At 71.0% G+C, this 17,995-nt stretch carries 16 protein-coding genes; 4 read left to right on the forward strand and 12 right to left on the reverse strand.

Translation table 11 applies throughout. The features are described 5' to 3' along the window. The first annotated feature begins 30 nt into the window (after nt 1-30). Genes Q9R26_RS05790 through Q9R26_RS05800 form a run of 3 tightly spaced genes read left to right on the forward strand, consistent with a single transcriptional unit; the run spans nt 31 to nt 5,242 of the window. Nucleotides 31-1,455, forward strand: a complete 1,425-nt coding sequence (locus Q9R26_RS05790) for a pyridoxal-dependent decarboxylase (protein ID WP_311226764.1) — start codon at nt 31-33, stop codon at nt 1,453-1,455. Continuing rightward, nucleotides 1,452-2,882 carry a SidA/IucD/PvdA family monooxygenase gene (locus Q9R26_RS05795; RefSeq protein ID WP_311226765.1) on the forward strand — a complete coding sequence of 477 codons (1,431 nt, stop codon included), beginning with the start codon at nt 1,452-1,454 and terminating at the stop codon, nt 2,880-2,882. The genes Q9R26_RS05790 and Q9R26_RS05795 overlap by 4 nt, the downstream gene beginning before the upstream one ends. Beyond that, nucleotides 2,879-5,242: a GNAT family N-acetyltransferase gene (locus Q9R26_RS05800; protein WP_311226766.1), complete on the forward strand. Its 2,364-nt coding sequence runs from the start codon at nt 2,879-2,881 to the stop codon at nt 5,240-5,242. The genes Q9R26_RS05795 and Q9R26_RS05800 overlap by 4 nt, the downstream gene beginning before the upstream one ends. Before the next feature lie 94 nt (nt 5,243-5,336). Here the strand turns inward: Q9R26_RS05800 and Q9R26_RS05805 are convergent, their stop codons facing one another. The 11 genes from Q9R26_RS05805 to Q9R26_RS05855 all read right to left on the reverse strand — a co-directional run bounded on the left by Q9R26_RS05805 (nt 5,337) and on the right by Q9R26_RS05855 (nt 16,540). Beyond that, nucleotides 5,337-5,975 (reverse strand): pyridoxal 5'-phosphate synthase, encoded by a 639-nt coding sequence (locus Q9R26_RS05805; protein ID WP_311226767.1) that lies wholly within the window; start codon nt 5,973-5,975, stop codon nt 5,337-5,339. Nucleotides 5,976-6,008: 33 nt separating this feature from the next. Continuing rightward, nucleotides 6,009-10,379 carry an FtsK/SpoIIIE domain-containing protein gene (locus Q9R26_RS05810; protein WP_311226768.1) on the reverse strand — a complete coding sequence of 1,457 codons (4,371 nt, stop codon included), beginning with the start codon at nt 10,377-10,379 and terminating at the stop codon, nt 6,009-6,011. Nucleotides 10,380-10,589: 210 nt separating this feature from the next. Next, nucleotides 10,590-11,150 carry a hypothetical protein gene (locus Q9R26_RS05815; RefSeq protein ID WP_182065738.1) on the reverse strand — a complete coding sequence of 187 codons (561 nt, stop codon included), beginning with the start codon at nt 11,148-11,150 and terminating at the stop codon, nt 10,590-10,592. Then, a complete protein-coding gene (locus Q9R26_RS05820; RefSeq protein ID WP_182065739.1) occupies nt 11,147-11,329 on the reverse strand; it encodes a hypothetical protein in 183 nt (60 codons plus the stop codon). Before Q9R26_RS05820 ends, Q9R26_RS05815 begins: the two co-directional genes overlap by 4 nt. Nucleotides 11,330-11,418: 89 nt before the next feature. Then, entirely contained in the window at nt 11,419-11,994 is a 576-nt protein-coding gene (locus Q9R26_RS05825) for a hypothetical protein (protein ID WP_259579008.1), read from the reverse strand. Continuing rightward, complete coding sequence (locus Q9R26_RS05830; protein ID WP_311226769.1) at nt 11,991-13,472, reverse strand: hypothetical protein; 1,482 nt, start codon at nt 13,470-13,472, stop codon at nt 11,991-11,993. Before Q9R26_RS05830 ends, Q9R26_RS05825 begins: the two co-directional genes overlap by 4 nt. After that, nucleotides 13,465-13,683 carry a hypothetical protein gene (locus Q9R26_RS05835; protein ID WP_259579011.1) on the reverse strand — a complete coding sequence of 73 codons (219 nt, stop codon included), beginning with the start codon at nt 13,681-13,683 and terminating at the stop codon, nt 13,465-13,467. The genes Q9R26_RS05830 and Q9R26_RS05835 overlap by 8 nt, the downstream gene beginning before the upstream one ends. A gap of 251 nt (nt 13,684-13,934) precedes the next feature. After that, nucleotides 13,935-14,546 carry a hypothetical protein gene (locus tag Q9R26_RS05840; protein WP_311226770.1) on the reverse strand — a complete coding sequence of 204 codons (612 nt, stop codon included), beginning with the start codon at nt 14,544-14,546 and terminating at the stop codon, nt 13,935-13,937. Nucleotides 14,547-14,563: 17 nt separating this feature from the next. Beyond that, complete coding sequence (locus Q9R26_RS05845; RefSeq protein ID WP_182065744.1) at nt 14,564-15,847, reverse strand: hypothetical protein; 1,284 nt, start codon at nt 15,845-15,847, stop codon at nt 14,564-14,566. After that, complete coding sequence (locus Q9R26_RS05850) at nt 15,847-16,140, reverse strand: hypothetical protein (protein WP_182065745.1); 294 nt, start codon at nt 16,138-16,140, stop codon at nt 15,847-15,849. Before Q9R26_RS05850 ends, Q9R26_RS05845 begins: the two co-directional genes overlap by 1 nt. 106 nt (nt 16,141-16,246) lie before the next feature. Next, the gene (locus Q9R26_RS05855; protein ID WP_311226771.1) at nt 16,247-16,540 is read right to left on the reverse strand and encodes a WXG100 family type VII secretion target; all 294 of its coding nucleotides are present in this window, start codon (nt 16,538-16,540) and stop codon (nt 16,247-16,249) included. A gap of 120 nt (nt 16,541-16,660) precedes the next feature. Here Q9R26_RS05855 and Q9R26_RS05860 point away from each other — a divergent pair, with 120 nt between their 5' ends. Further along, nucleotides 16,661-17,170 carry an FHA domain-containing protein gene (locus Q9R26_RS05860; RefSeq protein ID WP_311226772.1) on the forward strand — a complete coding sequence of 170 codons (510 nt, stop codon included), beginning with the start codon at nt 16,661-16,663 and terminating at the stop codon, nt 17,168-17,170. On the opposite strand, the gene Q9R26_RS05865 is transcribed toward Q9R26_RS05860, so the two are convergent. Beyond that, nucleotides 17,143-17,979, reverse strand: a complete 837-nt coding sequence (locus tag Q9R26_RS05865; protein WP_311226773.1) for an oxygenase MpaB family protein — start codon at nt 17,977-17,979, stop codon at nt 17,143-17,145. The two genes, Q9R26_RS05860 and Q9R26_RS05865, sit on opposite strands and share 28 nt — an antisense overlap. Between the last annotated feature and the right edge of the window lie 16 nt (nt 17,980-17,995).

The following is a 17,995-nucleotide window of genomic DNA, read 5'->3' on the forward strand; positions in this document are numbered from 1 at the left end:
TCACGCTTTGTGAGGTTAGCCTTACCTAACGTGACACCTCCCATCGAACTCCTGACCACCGCCACCGCCGAGCGTTACCGCTTCGCCGTGACGACCACGGTGGACCGTCTGGCCGACCGCTTCGCCGCCGCCGACCGTCCGACGACCGACACCGCTCCCGAGGTCCTCCGGGCCCGGGTGCAGGACGTCGACCTCGACGCCGAACCCCTCGGGACGGACCGCGCACTCGCCGAACTCGACGAGCTGTTCGTCCGCGAGGCCGTCTGGTTCCACGACCCGGCGTACCTCGCGCACCTGAACTGCCCGGTCGCGCTGCCCGCGGTCGCCGCCGAGTCGGTCCTGGCCGCCGTGAACCCGTCGGTCGACACCTGGGACCAGTCCCGGATCGGCACCGAGATCGAGCGGCACGTCGTCTCCTGGCTCGCCGGTCGGATCGGGTTCGCCGCGGGGGACGGCATCTTCACCTCGGGCGGCTCGCAGTCGAACCTGCAGGCCCTGCTGCTGGCGCGCGAGGCCCTCGGCGTCAGTGGCACCGTGTTCACGACCGCGGAGACCCACTTCAGCATCGCGAAGTCGGCGCGGCTGCTCGGGCTCGAGGCCGTGGTCGCCGTCGCCACCGACCACGCCGGCCGGATGGTGCCCGCCGCCCTCGCCGAGGCGATCGCCGCCGCCCGCGCAGCCGGGCAGACGCCGATGGCCGTCGTCGCCACCGCCGGCACCACCGACCGCGGGGTGATCGACCCGCTCGAGCCGATCGCGGACGTCTGTGACCTCGAGGGGGTCTGGCTGCACGTCGACGCCGCGTACGGCTGCGGTCTGCTCGTCTCCCCGACCCGCCGGCACCTGCTCGACGGCGCCGAACGGGCCCGGAGCGTGACCGCCGACCTGCACAAGGCGTTCTTCCAGCCGGTGTCGTCGAGCGCCCTGCTCGTCCAGCGCCCGGAGGACCTGCGCCGCACCGCCTGGTACGCCGACTACCTGAACCCCGAGGACGCCGCCGAGCCCAACCAGGTCGACAAGTCGCTGCAGACGACCCGTCGGTTCGACGCGCTGAAGCTCTGGGCCACCCTGCGGGCGACCGGCGCCGACGCGATCGGCGAAGCGTTCGACGCCGTCATCGACCTCGCCGCGGCCACCCACCGGATCGTCGAGGAGCACCCGGACCTGGTGCTCGTCGCGCCGACGCAGCTCAGCACGGTGCTGTTCCGCTGGCAGCCCGCCGGCATGACGGACGAGGCCGCCGACGCGCTGGTCGCCCCCATCCGCTCGGCCCTGCTCGCCGAGGGCCGGGTGCTGATCGCCAAGACGGTCATCGACGGTCGGCCGTGCAACAAGCTCACGCTGCTCAACCCCGAGACCACCCCGGAGCAGATGCGCGCGTCGCTGGAGCACGTCGTCGCGACGGCCGCCCGGGTGCGCGCCACCACCACCGAGACCGAGGGAGCGAACCGATGACCGCCGACCGCACCGCCGCCGACCTCCCCGCCGCCGACCGCACCGCCGACCCCGCCGTGCACGACGTCGTCGGCATCGGCATCGGCCCGTTCAACCTCGGCCTCGCCTGCCTGACCGACCCGATCGCCGACCTCGACGCGGTGTTCCTCGACGCCGCGGACGGCTTCGCCTGGCACCACGGCATGATGCTCGACGACGCCACGATCCAGGTGCCGTTCCTCGCCGACCTGGTGACGATGGCCGACCCGACCTCGCCGTTCTCGTTCCTCGCCTGGCTCAAGGAGACCGGGCGCCTGTACCCGTTCTACATCCGCGAGGACTTCCACCCCCTGCGCAGTGAGTACGACGCCTACTGCCGATGGGCCGCCGACCGGCTCGACACCCTGCGGTGGGGCCGCCGGGTGACCGCCGTCGAGCACGACCCGGTCACCGATACGTTCACGGTGCACGCCGAGACCGATCAGGGTCCCGAGACGTACCGCGCACACCACGTCGTCGTCGGCATCGGCACCGAACCGTCCGTCCCCGCACCGCTCCGCGGCATCGGCGGGCCGGCCGTGCACTCCGCCGCGTTCCTGCCGAACCGCGACGCCCTGCGCGACGCCGGGTCGATCGCCGTCGTCGGCAGCGGGCAGTCCGCCGCCGAGGTCTACCGGGAACTGCTCGAGGACATCCGGCAGGACGGATACCGCCTCGACTGGATCACGCGCTCGCCCCGGTTCTTCCCGATGGAGGACACCAAGCTCACCCTCGAGATGACGAGCCCCGAGTACACGGACCACTTCCACGGGCTGCCCGAGGCCGTCCGCGATCGCCTGGGGCGGGAACAGCGCGGCCTGTACAAGGGGATCAGCGCCGACCTGGTCGACGACCTGTACGACCAGCTCTACCGGATCAGTGCGCGCGGCCCGGTCCCGACGACGCTCCGGACCGAGACGAGCGTCGTCGACGCCGCCTGGCTCGCCGACCGCGGCACCTACCGGCTGACGCTCCGCCACGAGCAGCTCGACCAGACGTACGAGCACGAGGTCGAGCAGCTGGTGCTGGCCACCGGGTACACCCCCCGGGTGCCGCGGTTCCTCGACCCGGTCGAGCACCTCGTCACCCGCGACTCCCGTGGTCGCCTGGCCGTCGCCCGCGACCACCACGTCGACACCCTGGGCGGACGCATCTGGGTGCAGAACGCCGAGGAGCACACGCACGGCCTGACCGCGCCCGACCTCGGCATGGGTGCGTGGCGGAACGCGTCGATCATCCGGTCCGTCACGGGTCGCCCCGTGTACGGCCTGGAGGCCCGGATCGCCTTCCAGGAGTTCGGCCTGCCCGCCTCGGGGCAGTCGACAGCAGCGCCGTCCACCGCCCAGCCCGGCGCCGCGGAGCGGGCGCCGGCCCGGCTCGCGACCGAGCGTGCGGAGGTGTCCGCATGAGCACGACCGTGACGACCACCGCACCGGACGCGACCGTGCCTGGAGGAGCCGAGCCGGGCCTCCTGACCGTCGAACCCGTGGACCCGGAACGCGACGCCGCCGTCGTGCAGTCCTGGCTCGCCCACCCGGCGTCGTCGTGGTGGGAGATGGGTGACCTCGACGTGGACGGCGTCCGGGACTACCTGGCCGGCGTGCAGGCGGATCCGGCGCAGGCCGCGTGGCTCGGTCGTCGGAACGGCGAACCGTGCTTCCTGGCGGAGACCTACGATCCCGCCGCCGTCCTGCTCACCGACCTGTGGGCGGCTGAGCCGGGCGACGTCGGCATGCACCTGCTCGTCGCTCCGGCACCCGCGGACCGTCGTGTGCACGGCCTCACGAGCGCGGTGATGCGTGCCGTCGTCGAGCACTGCCGGGACGCCCTCGGCGCGCGTCGGGTCGTCGTCGAACCGGACGTGCGGAACACCGCCGTGCAGGCGAAGAACGCCGAGGTCGGGTTCCGCGCGCTGCGCCAGGTGGACGTCGACGGCAAGCGGGCCCTGCTGTCGGTGCTCGACACCGATCGCATCGGCGTCCCCGATGACGACGGGCCGGCCGCGCACCTGCGGCCCGAGCACCTGGAGCCCGCCGAACGGCACCTCGTCGCGAAGGCGATCGCGGAGTTCACTCACGAACGGCTGATCGCACCCGTGCCGGACGAGGACGGGTGGCGGCTCGACGCGGGGGAGTCGACGTACCGGTTCCGGGCGCGGCAGCACCTGCTCGAGCACTGGTCGATGGACGAGGCCTCGTTGACGCGGACCCGTGCGGGGGTGCCGGCGCCCCTCAGCGCGCAGGAGCTCGTGCTCGAACTGCACGACGTGCTCGGAATCCCCGACGAGTTGCTCGGCACGTACCTGGAGGAGATCGCGTCGACCCTGGCGAGCGCGGCGGCGAAGCACCGGCGGGGAGGCCCGTCCGCTGCACAGCTCGCGCGCGGGCGGTCCGGGGAATCCGTCAACGCCGCTGTCGCCTCCTTCCAGGACGCCGAGTCCGCGATGACCGAGGGGCATCCGGCCTTCGTCGCAGCCAACGGGCGGATCGGGTTCGGGCTCGACGAGTACCGGGCGTTCGCGCCCGAGTCCGGCGGGCGGTTCCGGTACCGGTGGCTCGCCGCCCGACGCGGGCACACGCACCTGGCGCTCGCCGCGGACCGCACCGAGCAGGCGCACTGGGAGTCGGAGCTGTCGGCCGCGGTCGTGGCCGGGTTCCGTGCCACGGTGGAGCGTCGTGGGCTCGACCCCGACGACTACGTGTGGCTGCCCGTGCACCCGTGGCAGTGGCAGCACCGGATCGCCGTGACCTTCGCGCCCGACCTGGGCCGACACGACCTGGTCGACCTGGGCGAGGGGCCGGACGAGTACCAGCCGCAGCAGTCGATCCGCACCGCGTTCAACCGCACCGACCCGGCACGCTCGTACGTCAAGACGGCGCTCGCCGTGCAGAACATGGGGTTCCTGCGGGGGATGTCGCCCGCGTACATGCGGAACACCCCCGCTGTGAACGATTGGGTCGCGTCGATCGTCGCCGCCGACCCCACGCTCGCCGCCGCCGGGTTCTCGGTGCTCCGGGAGCACGCCGCCATCGGCTACACGGGGGACGCCTACCACCGGGTCGACGTGTCCTCGCCGCAGCGCAAGATGCTCGCCGCGCTGTGGCGGGAGAGTCCCATCCCGCAGCTGGCGGAAGGCCAACGCCTGCTCACCATGGCGGCGCTGCTGCACCGGGACGCCTCGGGAAACGCCGTGGCCTCGGCGCTGATCGAGGCCTCCGGTCTGCCCGCCGACGTCTGGGTCCGGCGCTGGCTCGACGCGTACCTGCTGCCCGTCGTGCACTGCCTGACCGTGCACGACCTGGTGTTCATGCCGCACGGCGAGAACCTGGTGCTCGTCGTGCGCGACGGCGTCGTGGTCCGTGCCGTGATGAAGGACATCGGGGAAGAAGCGGCGGTCCTCGGTCGCCACGCCGACCACCCGGTCCCGGCCGACATCGACCGGATCGTGCACCCGGTGTCCGACGACGAAGCAGCGCTCGCCGTGTTCACCGACGTGTTCGACGGGGTGCTGCGGTTCGTCGCCGCGATCCTCGACGACGACGGGGTGCTGCCGGAGTCCCGCTTCTGGGAGGTCGTGGGGGAGTGCATCGACGCGCACGCCGCCGCACACCCGGACCGCCGTCGTCCCCTGGACCTGCGGGTACCGACGTTCGAGCACTCGTGCCTGAACCGGTTGCAGTTGCGGAACACCCTGTCGATGGTGGACCTGGCGGACCAGTCGGCGTCGCTCATCCGGGCGGGGGAGATGGTGAACCCGATCGGGCGGTAGGGGCGCGGGCGGCGCTCGGTGCGAGGTTGATCACTCCGTGCAGCGCAACGAGCGCGCGGAGTGGTCGATCTCGCACCAACGGAAGCCGCGCCGACTACGGCTGCAGGCGGGTGGCTGTCCAGGCTCCGTCGGCGAATGCGTACTGCAGTCGTCGGTGCATCCGGTCGCGGCTGCCGTGCCAGAACTCCACGATGTCCGGCTCGAGACGCCAGGCGACCCAGCCCGCCGGCCGGGGGACGTCGTCGCCCGAGTCGTCGAGCAGGTCGTTCGCGTCGTCGATCAGGTCCTGCAGGGTGCGGGGTTCGAGCACGGCCGACTGATCGGCGATGGCCGTGGCGGCGCGTGACTTCGGGGAGCGGTCCGCGAACAGGGCATCGGACTCGTCGTCCGACAGCCGCACGACGCGCCCCTCGAACCGGAGCTGCTGCATCGTCTCGCGCCAGTACGCCTGCAGAGCCGCGTGCGGGTTCTCGGCGAGTTGGCGGCCCTTCGGGCTGTCCTCCGATGTGCCGAAGACCAGTCCGTCCGCCTCGATGCGCTTCACGTCGACGGTGCGCGCCGACACACGACCGTCCGCCCCGGCCGTGGCGAGGGTCATCGACAACGGCTCGGAGACCTCCCGGTCCTCCGCCGCGGACAACCACTCGCGGGCGAGGTCGAGCGGAGACGCTGGCGGGTTGTCGAACTCGGGCAGGTGCAGGGAGTCGTCACCGGAGAGCGGGGCAGAGGACATGTACCCACCCAACCGTGCGCGGGGGACCGGCGTTCAGGGAGTCGGCACCTGCACCGACACGAGCTCACCGTTGCCGAGGTGCACGATCGCGGAACCGACCTGCACCCGCTCGACGATGCTGCTGCGCGGCAGACGCATCCCGAGCAGATCGCCCTCGGTGATCGCCTGGGGGCTCAGCAGCGCTCCCGAGCGGTTGCGCTTCATGTCGACCTGCCAGCCGGTGAACCCGACACCGAACTCGGCGGTCAGTCCGGCTGCGACGATCGCCTGACCGTTGTCGGCCGCCCGCTTGACGAACCCCTGCAGCCAGCTCTTCGCCGGGGCGTCCTTGACGAGCTCGGCGTCGTCGATCACCAGGACGCGTCGACCGGGCTGCCCGTCGAACAGGGGTGCGAGGTCGTCCTCGGTCAGATCGGCACCCTCGTGCACCGCCAGCACACCCGGTTCCGCGGCCAGCCCGCGGAGCGGGGACTGCCGCGGGGTCACGAGCACGACCTCGCCACCCTCGCGCAGGACCGAACGGGTCATCGAGAGCAGGACGGCACTGCGTCCGGACTTCGCGGGGCCACCGACGACGAACGAGCCGGCCGCGGCCAGGTCGGGCCCGATCGCGGTGAGGTCGTCGCCGCCGATGCCGACCAGACCGAACAGGCCGGCGTCGTCGTCGCGCATCTCCCATGCCCGCTCGAACGGCACCGGGCCGGACAGCTGGTCGACGCGGAAGGGACGTCGGCTGCGTTCGACGGCCCGATCGCGTTCCGTCGCGAAGGTGGCGAGGGCCGTGATGGCGGCGGCCTGCGACTGCCCGGTGCCGGCTGCGGCGAGCAGCGCGATCTGTGTCTCCGTCGCGGACTCGGAGGCGAACGCTCGTCCGTCGGGGACCTGCTCCGGGAGCTTCCGCGGGTTGAGCGACGCCAGGCCGTAGTCGCCCCGGTCCGACAACCGGAGGACGAGCTTGTCCTCCACCAGGGTGGCCATCCGACTCGAGAGCAGCTGTCGGTCTCCGGTGACGACCAGGTGGATGCCGACGCTGGCACCTTCGCGGAGCAACGTCATCACCTGGTCGGTGGGAGCGCCGTGGTCGAGCTCGCCGAGTGAGCCGACGAAGCCCTCCCAGCGGTCGAGCATGAAGACGATGTGCGGCAGGCGTTCCGCTGGCACGACGGCCGCGGCACGCTGCTCGACGATGCTCGCGAAACCGCCGTCAGCCAGCACCTGCTGGCGCCGGGCGAGTTCCTGGGCCAGCTTGGTCAGCAGCCGCTGGGCTCGTTCGGTCTGGACACGCTGGACGACGGCTCCGGCGTGCGGGAGTGCCTGGATCGGCAGCAGCGCGCCGTTGCCGCAGTCGAGCGCGTACACGTGGACGTCCGCCGCCGAGGTGTTCCGGGCGATGGCTGCCGCGAGGGTCCGGAGCACCTGCGATCGGCCGCTGCGAGGTGCACCGACCACGTAGAGGTGTCCGTCGGAGTCGAGGTCGAGGCTGCGCACCCGCTGTGCCTGCTCACCCGGGAAGTCCTGCAGCGCGAACGGCAGCGGGCCGACCCGCGCGTCCGTGGCGGTGCTGTCGTCGAGTTCCCACGCGCGGTCGTTGAGGTCGGTGAAGAGCAGCGTCTCCGGCAGGGCATCGAGCCAGGGACGGTACGGAGCCGGACCGCCCAGCTCCGCCGCGGCCTCGGTCACGGCGCCGACGAGCTCCTGCAGGTCGGTTCGTTCGTCGGTGTGCTGCACCTCGGACTTCGGTGGTGCGGGCGGTGCGGTACCGAGCGCCGACCACGAGACGGCACCGGCCCAGACCTGCTTGCGCTGGGTCGACTGTCCGGGGCGACGGCCACCGACGCGACCCGACTGGAACGGCAACAGCGCCCCGGCACCCAGTCGGATGTACCCGCGGCCGGGAGTGCTCTTCTGGATCTGGGCCGCGTCGCCGGCGTCGATCACGTCGGTGCTCTCGCTCGAGTCGGTGACCCGCAGCGCGATCCGCAGGTTCGTGTTCGCGCGGATGTCGTTCGAGACGACACCGGTCGGACGCTGCGTGGCGAGGATCAGGTGGATGCCGAGGGATCGGCCGCGCTGGGCGATGTTCACCAGGCCGGTCACGAAGTCGGGCAGCTCCCGCACCAGGCTGGCGAACTCGTCGATGACGATGAGCAGCCGTGGCATCGGCGGCAGCGGTTCACCACGACCGAGGCGGTCGAGGTAGTCCTCGATGTCCTTCGCTGCCGCATCGGCCAACAGGTGCTCGCGACGACGGAGCTCGGCGCCCAGGGACTCGAGCGCTCGCTCCACCAGGTGCGTGTCGAGGTCGGTCACCATCCCGACGGTGTGCGGCAGCGGCGCGAAGTCGCGGAAGGCAGCCCCGCCCTTGTAGTCGATGAGGACGAAGTTCATGCCCTCCGGGGTGTTCGTGGCCGCGAGCGACGCGACGATCGTCTGCAGGAGCTCGGACTTGCCCGAACCCGTCGTGCCGGCGACGAGGCCGTGGGGGCCGTCCTTCCGCAGGTCGAACGCGAACGGTCCGTCGAGGCTCTCGCCCACGACGACCTCGGTGGTGCGTGGGCGCACCGACCACTTCCCGGTGATCGCCCGGGCCGTCGGCGGTTCGAGCAGCATGACGTCGAGCAACCGCGACGACGTGGGCAGTCCGCCGGCGTCGCTCTCGTCGTCGGCGTCCACCATCGGCGCCACCGCCCGGGCGACCGTCTCGAACCAGCCGTCCGGGATCCGGTCGGGCCGCACGTCGGTGACCGTCGCCTGGCGCTGCGCGGCGACCCGGATGCGTTCCGGCCCGACGGTGACGACGACGGAGCACTCCTCGGGCAGCAGCCGTGCCTCTTCCTCGATGCAGATCGCCCGGACGCCGACCGCCGGCCCTTCCTTGAGGATGCGGATCAGGCCGGGCAGCGCTCGGAGCCGCCGGGCACCGTCGAGCACGACGACGATGTCCGGACCGGGGATCCCGCGCATGTTCGACTCACGCATCGCCCGCTGTCGCGCATCGATCAGCTGACCGACCTCGGCCACCCGGGCGCCGAGCGTCTCGGCGTCGTTGCCGATCGCGATCACGGCGTCCTGCCCGAAGCCCGGTCGAGCCTGCGGGATCCACCGCAACCACGCCCACTCATCGGCCGACCGGGCGTCCGTCAGCACGACGAACTGCGTGTCACGCGGGCTCTGGAGCACCGCGAGCTGCGCCACGAACCACGACGTCAGGTGCCGCGTGTGCTCGTCTCGGCCTGCGACGCCGACGACCCCCTGCACGCCGAGGTCGACGATCACCGGCACGTCCTCCGCCAGCTTGTCGACCGCGCGACGGTGCTCGAGCGCCGACGGGTCCTCGAGCACGACGCCGGACGGCACGTCCGCGGTTCCGACGCGGAGCGTCAGGTAGTCAGGATCGGTCCGGCGGCGCTCCCACAGGCGGGCGCGACGCCGCAACGCGACGTCGAGCACGGTTGCGGGGTCGGGTGCGCTCGTCCGCAGCTCGCGCTGGTACCGGACCACTGCCTCCAGGGCGTCCGCCTCGACCGCCTTCTTGGTCTCTTCGTACTCGGCGACGCGCTGCTTGTGGGTCTTCTTGCCGTTCCGACGGTCCCACCAGGCGTTGCCGAACATGATGATCGGCGACATGAGACCGAACGCGAGGTACGCGACGTTGTGGAAGATCGAGATCATCACGGCAGCCATGCCGAGCGGCGCGAGCGCCGCGATGATCGGGATGGAGCGTCGTGACTGCTGCGCCGGCACGGCCGGCAGCTTGAAGACGGACGGGTGGTCCTCGGGCAGGAGCCGAGGCGGCCGGGTGTAGTCGAGCGAGCCGCCACCGGCGGTCAGAGTGATCGCCGCTCGGTCGGCGTCCGGCACCGCGACCGACAGCAGGGTGTCGCCGATGGTGACGATGCTGCCCGATTCGACCGGGGTCTCGTCGTCGACCTCGGTGCGGTCCACCAGCACCGTGGAGCCCTCGGTCGGGGTGATCGTGAACCGACGGTTGAGGTCGAGCCGCAGGATCGCGGCGTACTCCGGGGCGGTGCGGTCCGGCAAGGGCACCGTCGCATCAGGCGCGGAACCGACGTGGGCGATGCCCGCGTCGAGCACCACCACAGTGCCGGCACCCGGTCCGCCGACGATGCGGACGCTCGGCAGATCACCGGGCAGCGGCAGCACCGGAGCCGGTGCCCCGAACGTCAGCCGAGCACCTTCGAGCAGCACACCATCGCCGATGCGCGCGTGCGGGGTGGTCGGGACGGAGTCGACCGCGACGTCGATGATCGACGAGGCTCCCTGGCCGAGCCGCTTGGCGACGACCTCGACGATCTCGCCGAGCAGGGTGTCCTCGTCGCACTCCACGACGAAGTCTGCGGAGGTGCTCGACGGAAGGTGGCTCGCGGTGAACGTCAGGCGCACGTGAGGCGCCCCGCACCGGAGATCGTGGTCGTCGTGGTCGCAACGCGGTGGTCGGACGAGGCCCCCCGCAGCGTCGTGCTGCCGCTCATGGGTCGATTCTCGCAGGTTCCTGCGACGCGCAGGCCGGGTTGCGCCTGGCTTGTGGACGGGTCGTCGAACTGGAGGCGTGGTGTGGGGAGCTGGGTTGGCTCACCCATGACGCGCCCAGTCTCAACACCCACCTCGCGTGGTGATGCGTCGAACGAAGGCCTCCAGGGACGCCTCAGCGCCAGCGAAGGCAGCAGCGTGATCGCCGATCCCCGTGACGGTGATGGTCGAGGAACCCGAGCGGAACTGCCAGCGACGAGCGGCCACGGCTCCCGCTGCATCCAGGAACGGCCAAGTCTCGGTTCCCGCTTCCCAACGGGTGCCGGTGCCGGCTCGGAGGCCGTCGGCCGGAGCGCTCCCGGGGCCGACGAGCCGCTCATCGGTCGCGCTGACGGCGACGGTGGTCGTGTTCGTGATCGACGTGAGCTGCGGGCGGAACACCGCGAACCGGAGGTCGGGTGCGCTCATCCTGCAGAGGACCTCGAGCGACGCCGCGGTCGAGATCACTTCCGCCGTCCTGAACGGTCGGACGTACCAGGGGAAGAGTCGGGAGGTGGTCGAGTTCGCCCAGCGCTTCGGCTTGCCCCGGACCTCCTCGGGTAGCGGGACGACCAACCAGTCCGCTCCGGCGATGTCCTCGAGGCCGCGGAAGTCGACGGGCGTCGGATCGGGGGCGCCGGTCACGACGACACGCAGAGTGCGAACTCGCGTCCGTGTTCGTCACGGACCACGACGGCTCGGTCGCCAGGCCTCACGACGATCGAGCGCAGGACGTCCGACCAGTCCAGCGTCCGAGCGGGCGCGATCCGATCGGTGAGCGCGATGGTGCCCGCCGACTGCGCGCCGTACGGGCGGCCGTCCACGACGGCGAGCGGCCCCAGTTGTCGCCGTGCTTCGCATCGGTCGCTCGGAACGGCTGCTTGCGCGACCATCTCCGCCTCAGTGATGACGCTCAACCCCAATCGACACGCACGTCGCGGAGGAGCTCGTCGAGCATCGGCCGCGCGAGTGCACTGTCGTCCTCGTCGGGGACGAAGAACGACACGACCACGGTGAGCTCGTTCAGGCCGTCGACGATCGGGATGATCGCGCGAACGACCTGCATCACTGACCGTGCCCGGCGGTCGGTGCTGCGTTCCCGCATCTCCACCAGCGTTGCGCGGCCGACGGGCAGGTCGAGTGCCCTGACGCTGGCGTCGCCGATACCGGACGCCCGCGGTGCACGAGCATCGTCGATGAAGCTGTCCGTGCGGTCGACGCCGGCGACACTGTGCACGACCGCGTAGGCGATCGCACGAACCGTCGGCGCGGTGGTCGAGAGGACGAAGCAGCTCTCCGCTTTCGCCGCGGACTGGAACGCAGCGATGTCGTGCATGACCGTTCGGAGGACCGTGCGTTCTCGACGCTTCGGCCGCTGCTTCGCCTGCGCGAGCGCATGCTCCACCGCAGCGTCGGTGACGTCGTCGATGTGACCCTCGTCATCGAGCAGCGTCCAGGCGCGGTTGTAGTTCCACAGCAGGCGAGTCATTCGTCTCCTCTCGGGGCTCCGATCACGATCCAACGTCCGAGCCCGACCGGTGCCTTCCCCCGCTCTGCGCGACGACGACGGAAGGTCAGCCACGAGACGAGCGGGACGGCGAGTACCAGGAGCAGGATGCTGGCCGCAGCGAAGACGTTGCCCTGCATCGAGTACCAGACGGCGACTGCTGCTCCGATGAGCGGGATGCCCACGGCCACGAGGTGACGTCGGGTGAGCGTCGGTCGATCGGGGCGTCCGTGCTGTTCCGGACGGATGCGAGCGACGGGCAGACGTGAACTCGATTCGACGACGAAGACCGCTGCGACCGCTGCGACCGCGATGGCTGCGGACACGGCAGTGACGATCGTCGAGGTGTCCCCAGGGCTTGCTGAACGAGCGCCGGCGAGCACGACCGTCGTGAAGGCCGACGATGCGAGGAACGGGTACGCGGGCACGGACCCCAGGACGTTCGGCAGCATCAGCGACGACGGGCCGACACGGCTGCTGCGCATCTCGTCGAGCGCGAGCGCGGGCTGGTTGCGCACATCGTCCGACACGAGGGTGAGGACACCGAGCCGCTGCAGGAACTCTCGGAGGACGAGTGCGTCGTCCGGCGATGGTGCCCACGAGCGCAGCGGCAACTGCGCGCGGACCGTGTCCGTTCCGTCGATGAGCAGCACCCGTGGGTCCTCGTCGTGCACGAACGCCGCGCGCACGACGACGTCCGGCCCGAGATGCCGATCCGGTGTCGCCAACCGCTGCGCGATGCCCTGCCCGTCGACGAGGACGAGACCGTGGTCATCCGCGCTGATCGACGCCGAGTCGAGGAACCAGGAAGGGCCGACCACGGGCCGGAGCGCCTGCCCCCGGAGTTTCCTGGGCAGCCGCCTCCGCCCTGCGGCGATGGCCAGCACCACGATCGCGTTGGCCGCAGCGGCACCGGCCGAAATCCATCCCAGAACCGGGGCGTCGGTGACGCGGTTCATCGTGAGCACGATCGGACCGAACGCGTCCGTCAGGAAGGCGCCCAGTCCGAGCAGGATGACCACGATCAGCATCTTCTGTCTCACGGCGCGTCGTCGCTCGTCCGTGGGGGCGAGGACGCGGGCGGAGGCGAGATGGCCGGGAAGCGGAGCATCCGTGGCGAAACGGTCGAGCAACGTGGAGAGACCGCTCGAGCGGAGTGCGAGTTCCCTCGGTACGACGGAGACGGGAGCCATCCACCAATCATCGATCGGAACGAGGTACAGGTTGCCGTTCACGTCCTCGAGCAGCACGGCACCGTTGCTGGCTGTGGGAGCGAGACGTCTCGGGAGGACGTCCTCGTCCAGGAACCAGGCGCGCGCGACCGGATCGGTCGTCGTTCGGTCACCGCCGCAGTCGAGGATGACGATCCGATCTTGCTCGTCGATGACGAGCCTCGTGGCACTTGTCGCAGCGTCCGCCCGGTCACTCGAAGTGGCAGGGCGGGCAAGGGTTTCAGGCATCGATGACGATCTTCGCAGCGAGCGCGTCGATGCGCGTGATCAACAGCTCGGCGAGTGCGGGCTCTGCGCTGCTCGAAGAGAGGACGACGAGCTCGTCTCCGACGACCCAGGACCACGATGCCTGGACGACGACGAAACGCGCGCCACCGGGCCGCTCCAACGCGAGCCGTTGGACCAGCCGCAGTGCGTCGCCGCTGCTCGTGGCGAGCATCGACTCCTCGATCGGTCCGATCGGGTCAGGAGCACGAAGGCCAGCCCGAACGACTCCGGCAGACCGACCCGCAAGCGGAGCAGTGCGGACGGCGACCCAGCCGACCTCGCGTGAGGCCTCGTGGACCATCCAGGCGGCCGCTGCATCCGTCTCGTTGAGTCGTCTGATGATCGTCGGCGCGCTCGAGGGATCGAGACGATGTGCCTCGAGGTCGAGCGGACGGAGCACGTCGGTCCGTGGCCACGTGATCCTCATCGTCCGCTCTCCCAGGCGAAGCCGGTCATCAGGATGTCGAAGTGCGCAACACGCTCGTCCGTGAACAGTTCACCGGCGCACTGGAACGAGATCAGCGCGAAGGAGCCGTGCTCCTGCGGGACCGGCAGGAGGTAGTCCACGCGCGTCGTCCTCGCTGGCACGTCCGGTCCCGAACCAGCCAGGAACGCCGCGGCGAGGTCTCTGGGAAGCGAAGCCGGCAGCGGTCCTCGTCCGTCGAGCTCACCTTCGGAACGGGCCCGGAGCGCTGCCCCCACGGGCAGATCCGTGAGCGTCGTCGAAGCGCCGAGCGCCGGAGCGACCTCAGCGAGTTCGAGTCCCGCGATCGTCGGCCCGAGGTAGACGACTCCGGTCGTGAACAACATGTTCATCGGCGCTCCGCCGAACCGGCCATCGAAGAAGTACAGGTCGGTCGTACCGGCATCCGCCATCGTCGTGAAGGCGGAGCTGATGTCGTCGCGTGCGCGGCGCCGTGCCTCGACTGCAGTCGGATCATCTCCGCCGAGGAGGACGAGGTGTCGGTCAGCGAACGCTCGCGAGGCACGTTTCGGGTCGCCGTCGACCGGGTACCGGTACCACCCGTCCGGCAAGAGGACTCGGTACTGCGTCACAGCGAACCGACGTGGATCTCGCTCTTCGACTTCCAGTAGCCGTCCCAGTCCGTGGCGGCGGAGACGACGTTCTCCACGGGTTCCGGCATCTCCGTGAGACCGGGGAGCCCGGAGCCCGCGACGACTCCGTTCGCGAGCGCTGCGCGCGTCGCGGCCTCGCGTGCGAGCGCGGAGTCCGGCGCGAGCTTGAGGACTTGAGCGGTCTCCATCAGACCGCCGGTGACGTACGTGTCGAGCAACGCCGTGAGGGGCTTCCGGCCGATCGCTTCTGCCTCCCGGACGCCGGCACTGCCTCCCCGGAGGAACGCACTCAACTCGCCGGCCGCCCCGGCGTTCGCCGTACGCGCTGCGGCGGCAGCCGAGGCTGCGCGTGTCTCTCCGACCGCCCCCCGCAGCAGCCCCATCGCTGAGCTGGCGTACTTGGCGGCGCCGAACCCGACCGCGGCCAGTGCGAACCCGAGCGCATCCTTGCCGACGTCCTTCGCGCTCGCGTCACCCGCTACCGACTGCGTCGCCGTGATCAGCAGCTTCGCGCCGGCAACCGCGAGCCCGATGAGGGCGATCACGGGGAGTGCCGCGGGGAAGAACACGGCTGCGATCACGGTGACGACCAGGAGGACCGCACCCACGGCATCCAGTACGTCCTTGATCACGTTGAGAACCCCACGTGCATCGTGGATCGCCTGCTTCACGTGGTCGAACCAGCCGTCCTTCAGGCCGTCGTCGGCGCCCTGACGGATGCGATCGGCGACCCGGCTGGCCAGGTCCCCGTACTCACCCTGTTCGCCGAAGGGACCGGCGAGCCGGTGGATGATCGCCTTCGCCGCATCGATGTCGCCCTGTGCCGCACTCAGCGCCCGGTCCTGCGCGTCGACCTGGTCCTGGTGCTCCGGGCTGTCCGCCTCGGCGCTGATCGTCTGGTTCGCCGCAGCGCGGTGCGCGTCCCGCGCGTCCTGCGCCTGCAGCAGAGCGGCGTCGGCCTCGCGCTGGAGCCCCTCGAGCCCGTCTGCCCACTGGTCGAGCGCGGCGGCGAGCGCTGTGTAGCGGCCCTTGGCCTTCTCGATGGCGCCGGCGAGGTCCCCGGCGGAGTCGCGGAACTTCGTCCCCGACTCGCTCTCCCAGCCATCGCCGTCCTTGAGCCTGTTGAGACGGTTGACCTGCTCGGTGATGGCCTGCTCGATCGAGCGGGCACCCGACGCGGACTGTCGAACCTCGACCGGGTCGCCGGGCACCGGATCGAGCTGCATGTCGACGGCGCTCCAGTCGCTGGGCCGTGCCATCAGCTGTCCTTCCCGAGGATCCGGTTCGCGAGCTCGACCTCGGTCTGCGTGAAGCCGTCGTGCGCACTCTCGGCCATCTCGGCGACGGCCTTGATCGACTCTCGGAGGCGCCCGCGTCGGATGTCCCAGTTGCCCGCGAAGTCGTCGATCGCACTGCTGACCGTCATCGAGCCGATGCCGATCTTGTAGTCAGATGCGGCAGAAGCGACGTGTTCGAAGTCGCCGTGCAGCCTCGAGAGGTCGGATGCGAGATTCCCGATCAGGTCGAGATCGAGCTTGATGGTGCCGGCCACGGTTCCCCCGGTGGATTCCTACTGTTGCTCTTCGTCGACGCCGCCCCTGCGGCGAGAACGGTGGCCGGCACCCCCAAGGCGCCGGCCACCGTCGTGCTGGTCCTGACTAGCCGATGCTGGACGCGAGCTGCTCGTCCGTCGACTCGAGCGTGTTCGCCGCGCTCTCGAGGAAGCCCGCCATGCCGTCGATGGCCTGGATGGTCTGCGTCGCACCGGAGTTGAACTCCGAGTACGTCGAGTCGAAGGCCTTCGAGGACTTGTCGGTGACGTAGCCCGACGAGACGAGGTTGTCGATCTGGCCCTTGAGCTGGCTCAGCTGGTCTTCGATGGCCTTCTGGCCGTTGCGAAGCTGTGAAGCCTGGTTGCGAAGATCGTCGTAAGTGACGTTGACATTGGCCATGGCGCATGCCCTCCCGATGCGTATGTGAAGTACCGGGCGACCCCCGGCGCGGTTCGACCATACTTGATCGCGTTGCATCTCGCACCACTTCTGAACAATCACCAGAACGAGGGGGACACGGTGGCTCGACGCCGGAAGGACGACGACACTCCGAAGCGCCCGGTGGTCACGCGTGCCGACGTCGAGCGCGACCGGCAGGCCGGGTACCTGTCCCGCGCCTGGGTGCTGCCTGCGGCTCCGGTGTCGGACGACGAGCCGGACGCCGTTGTCCGGACCGAGCAGCCGCTGCCGACGATCGGCGTCGTGCCGCGACTCGTGCTCGAGGTCGCGCCGGGCACCGTCGTTCCGCTCGACCAGCCGGTGGTCGTGGGGCGACGCGTCCCGACCGCGCCGGGCCGACGAGCTGTCCTGCTCGAGGACCCGGGGAAGTCGGTGTCGCGCGAGCACGCCGCGATGCGGCCGACCGGGGACGGCGGCCTGGTGGTCGAGGACCTCGGATCCTCGAACGGCACGGTGGTCGTCCGCGCATCCGGTGCGCAGGAACCCAGCGTGGGCGGAGCGCAGGTCATCGCCCGGCCCGGTGACGTCGTGATGGTGGGGGACTACGCCGTGCGGGTCCTCGCAGGCTGACCAGCACCAGCACCAGCACCAGCACCAGCACCAACGCCGGCGCCGGCCGTCGCGTACCGACCGGCGGTCCGCCGCATCGCCCGCAGCAGCACCGGCCCCGGCAGTCGCAGCAGCGCCCTCGGCACCAACGCCCGCACCCCGGTCACCACCCGGACGGTGCGCCGGAAACGCCGTTCCTCCCGCGGTCCCCAGGCGAAGCCGTACGCCGTCCGCACCCGTTCCGGAAGCATCCCCACGGTCACGATGCGCACGAGGGGCATCACGGCCCGCACCCACAGCGGCGCGAACCGGGGGTGCAGCAGGTCGCGCACGACCCCGCGGGCGTCATCGGTGACCTCGAGTCCGGCCAACGTCTGCTGCCAGTACCGGTCGAACGCGGCCACCGAGGCCGGCCAGCGCTCCGCCGGCACCCGCAGCGCGGTCGCGATTGGGGCGTAGGCGGCGAGGACCTGCTCGGCTCGGGCCGCGGAGACGCGTGTGCCGAACAGGTCGTGCGCCCGCCGGGCGGAGTCGAAGAGTGTCGCGGCCACCCAGAGCTGCCGGTCGACGTCGTCGGCGCCGGCGACGGGCCGGTGCGCACGGTTCACGAAGCCCGCCGCGGTCGCCGAGTCGGTGTCGGTGCCGACGACGACGGCGTAGATGAACATCAGGGTGTGGGCGAGCCGCTGCTGGGGTCGCCGGGCGAAGTCCGAGTGCCGTCGGACACCGGCCGCGACGACCGGGTCGGCGATCTGCAGCAGGATGGCGCGGCCGCCCGCGGCCACGGGTGTGCTGTCGGCGAGGAACCGACGCAGGTGGCGGTCGTGCACGCGGCCAGCAGACGGA

Origin of the sequence: Curtobacterium sp. BRB10 (genome assembly GCF_031844325.1) — a bacterium.
GTDB lineage: Bacteria > Actinomycetota > Actinomycetes > Actinomycetales > Microbacteriaceae > Curtobacterium > Curtobacterium poinsettiae_A.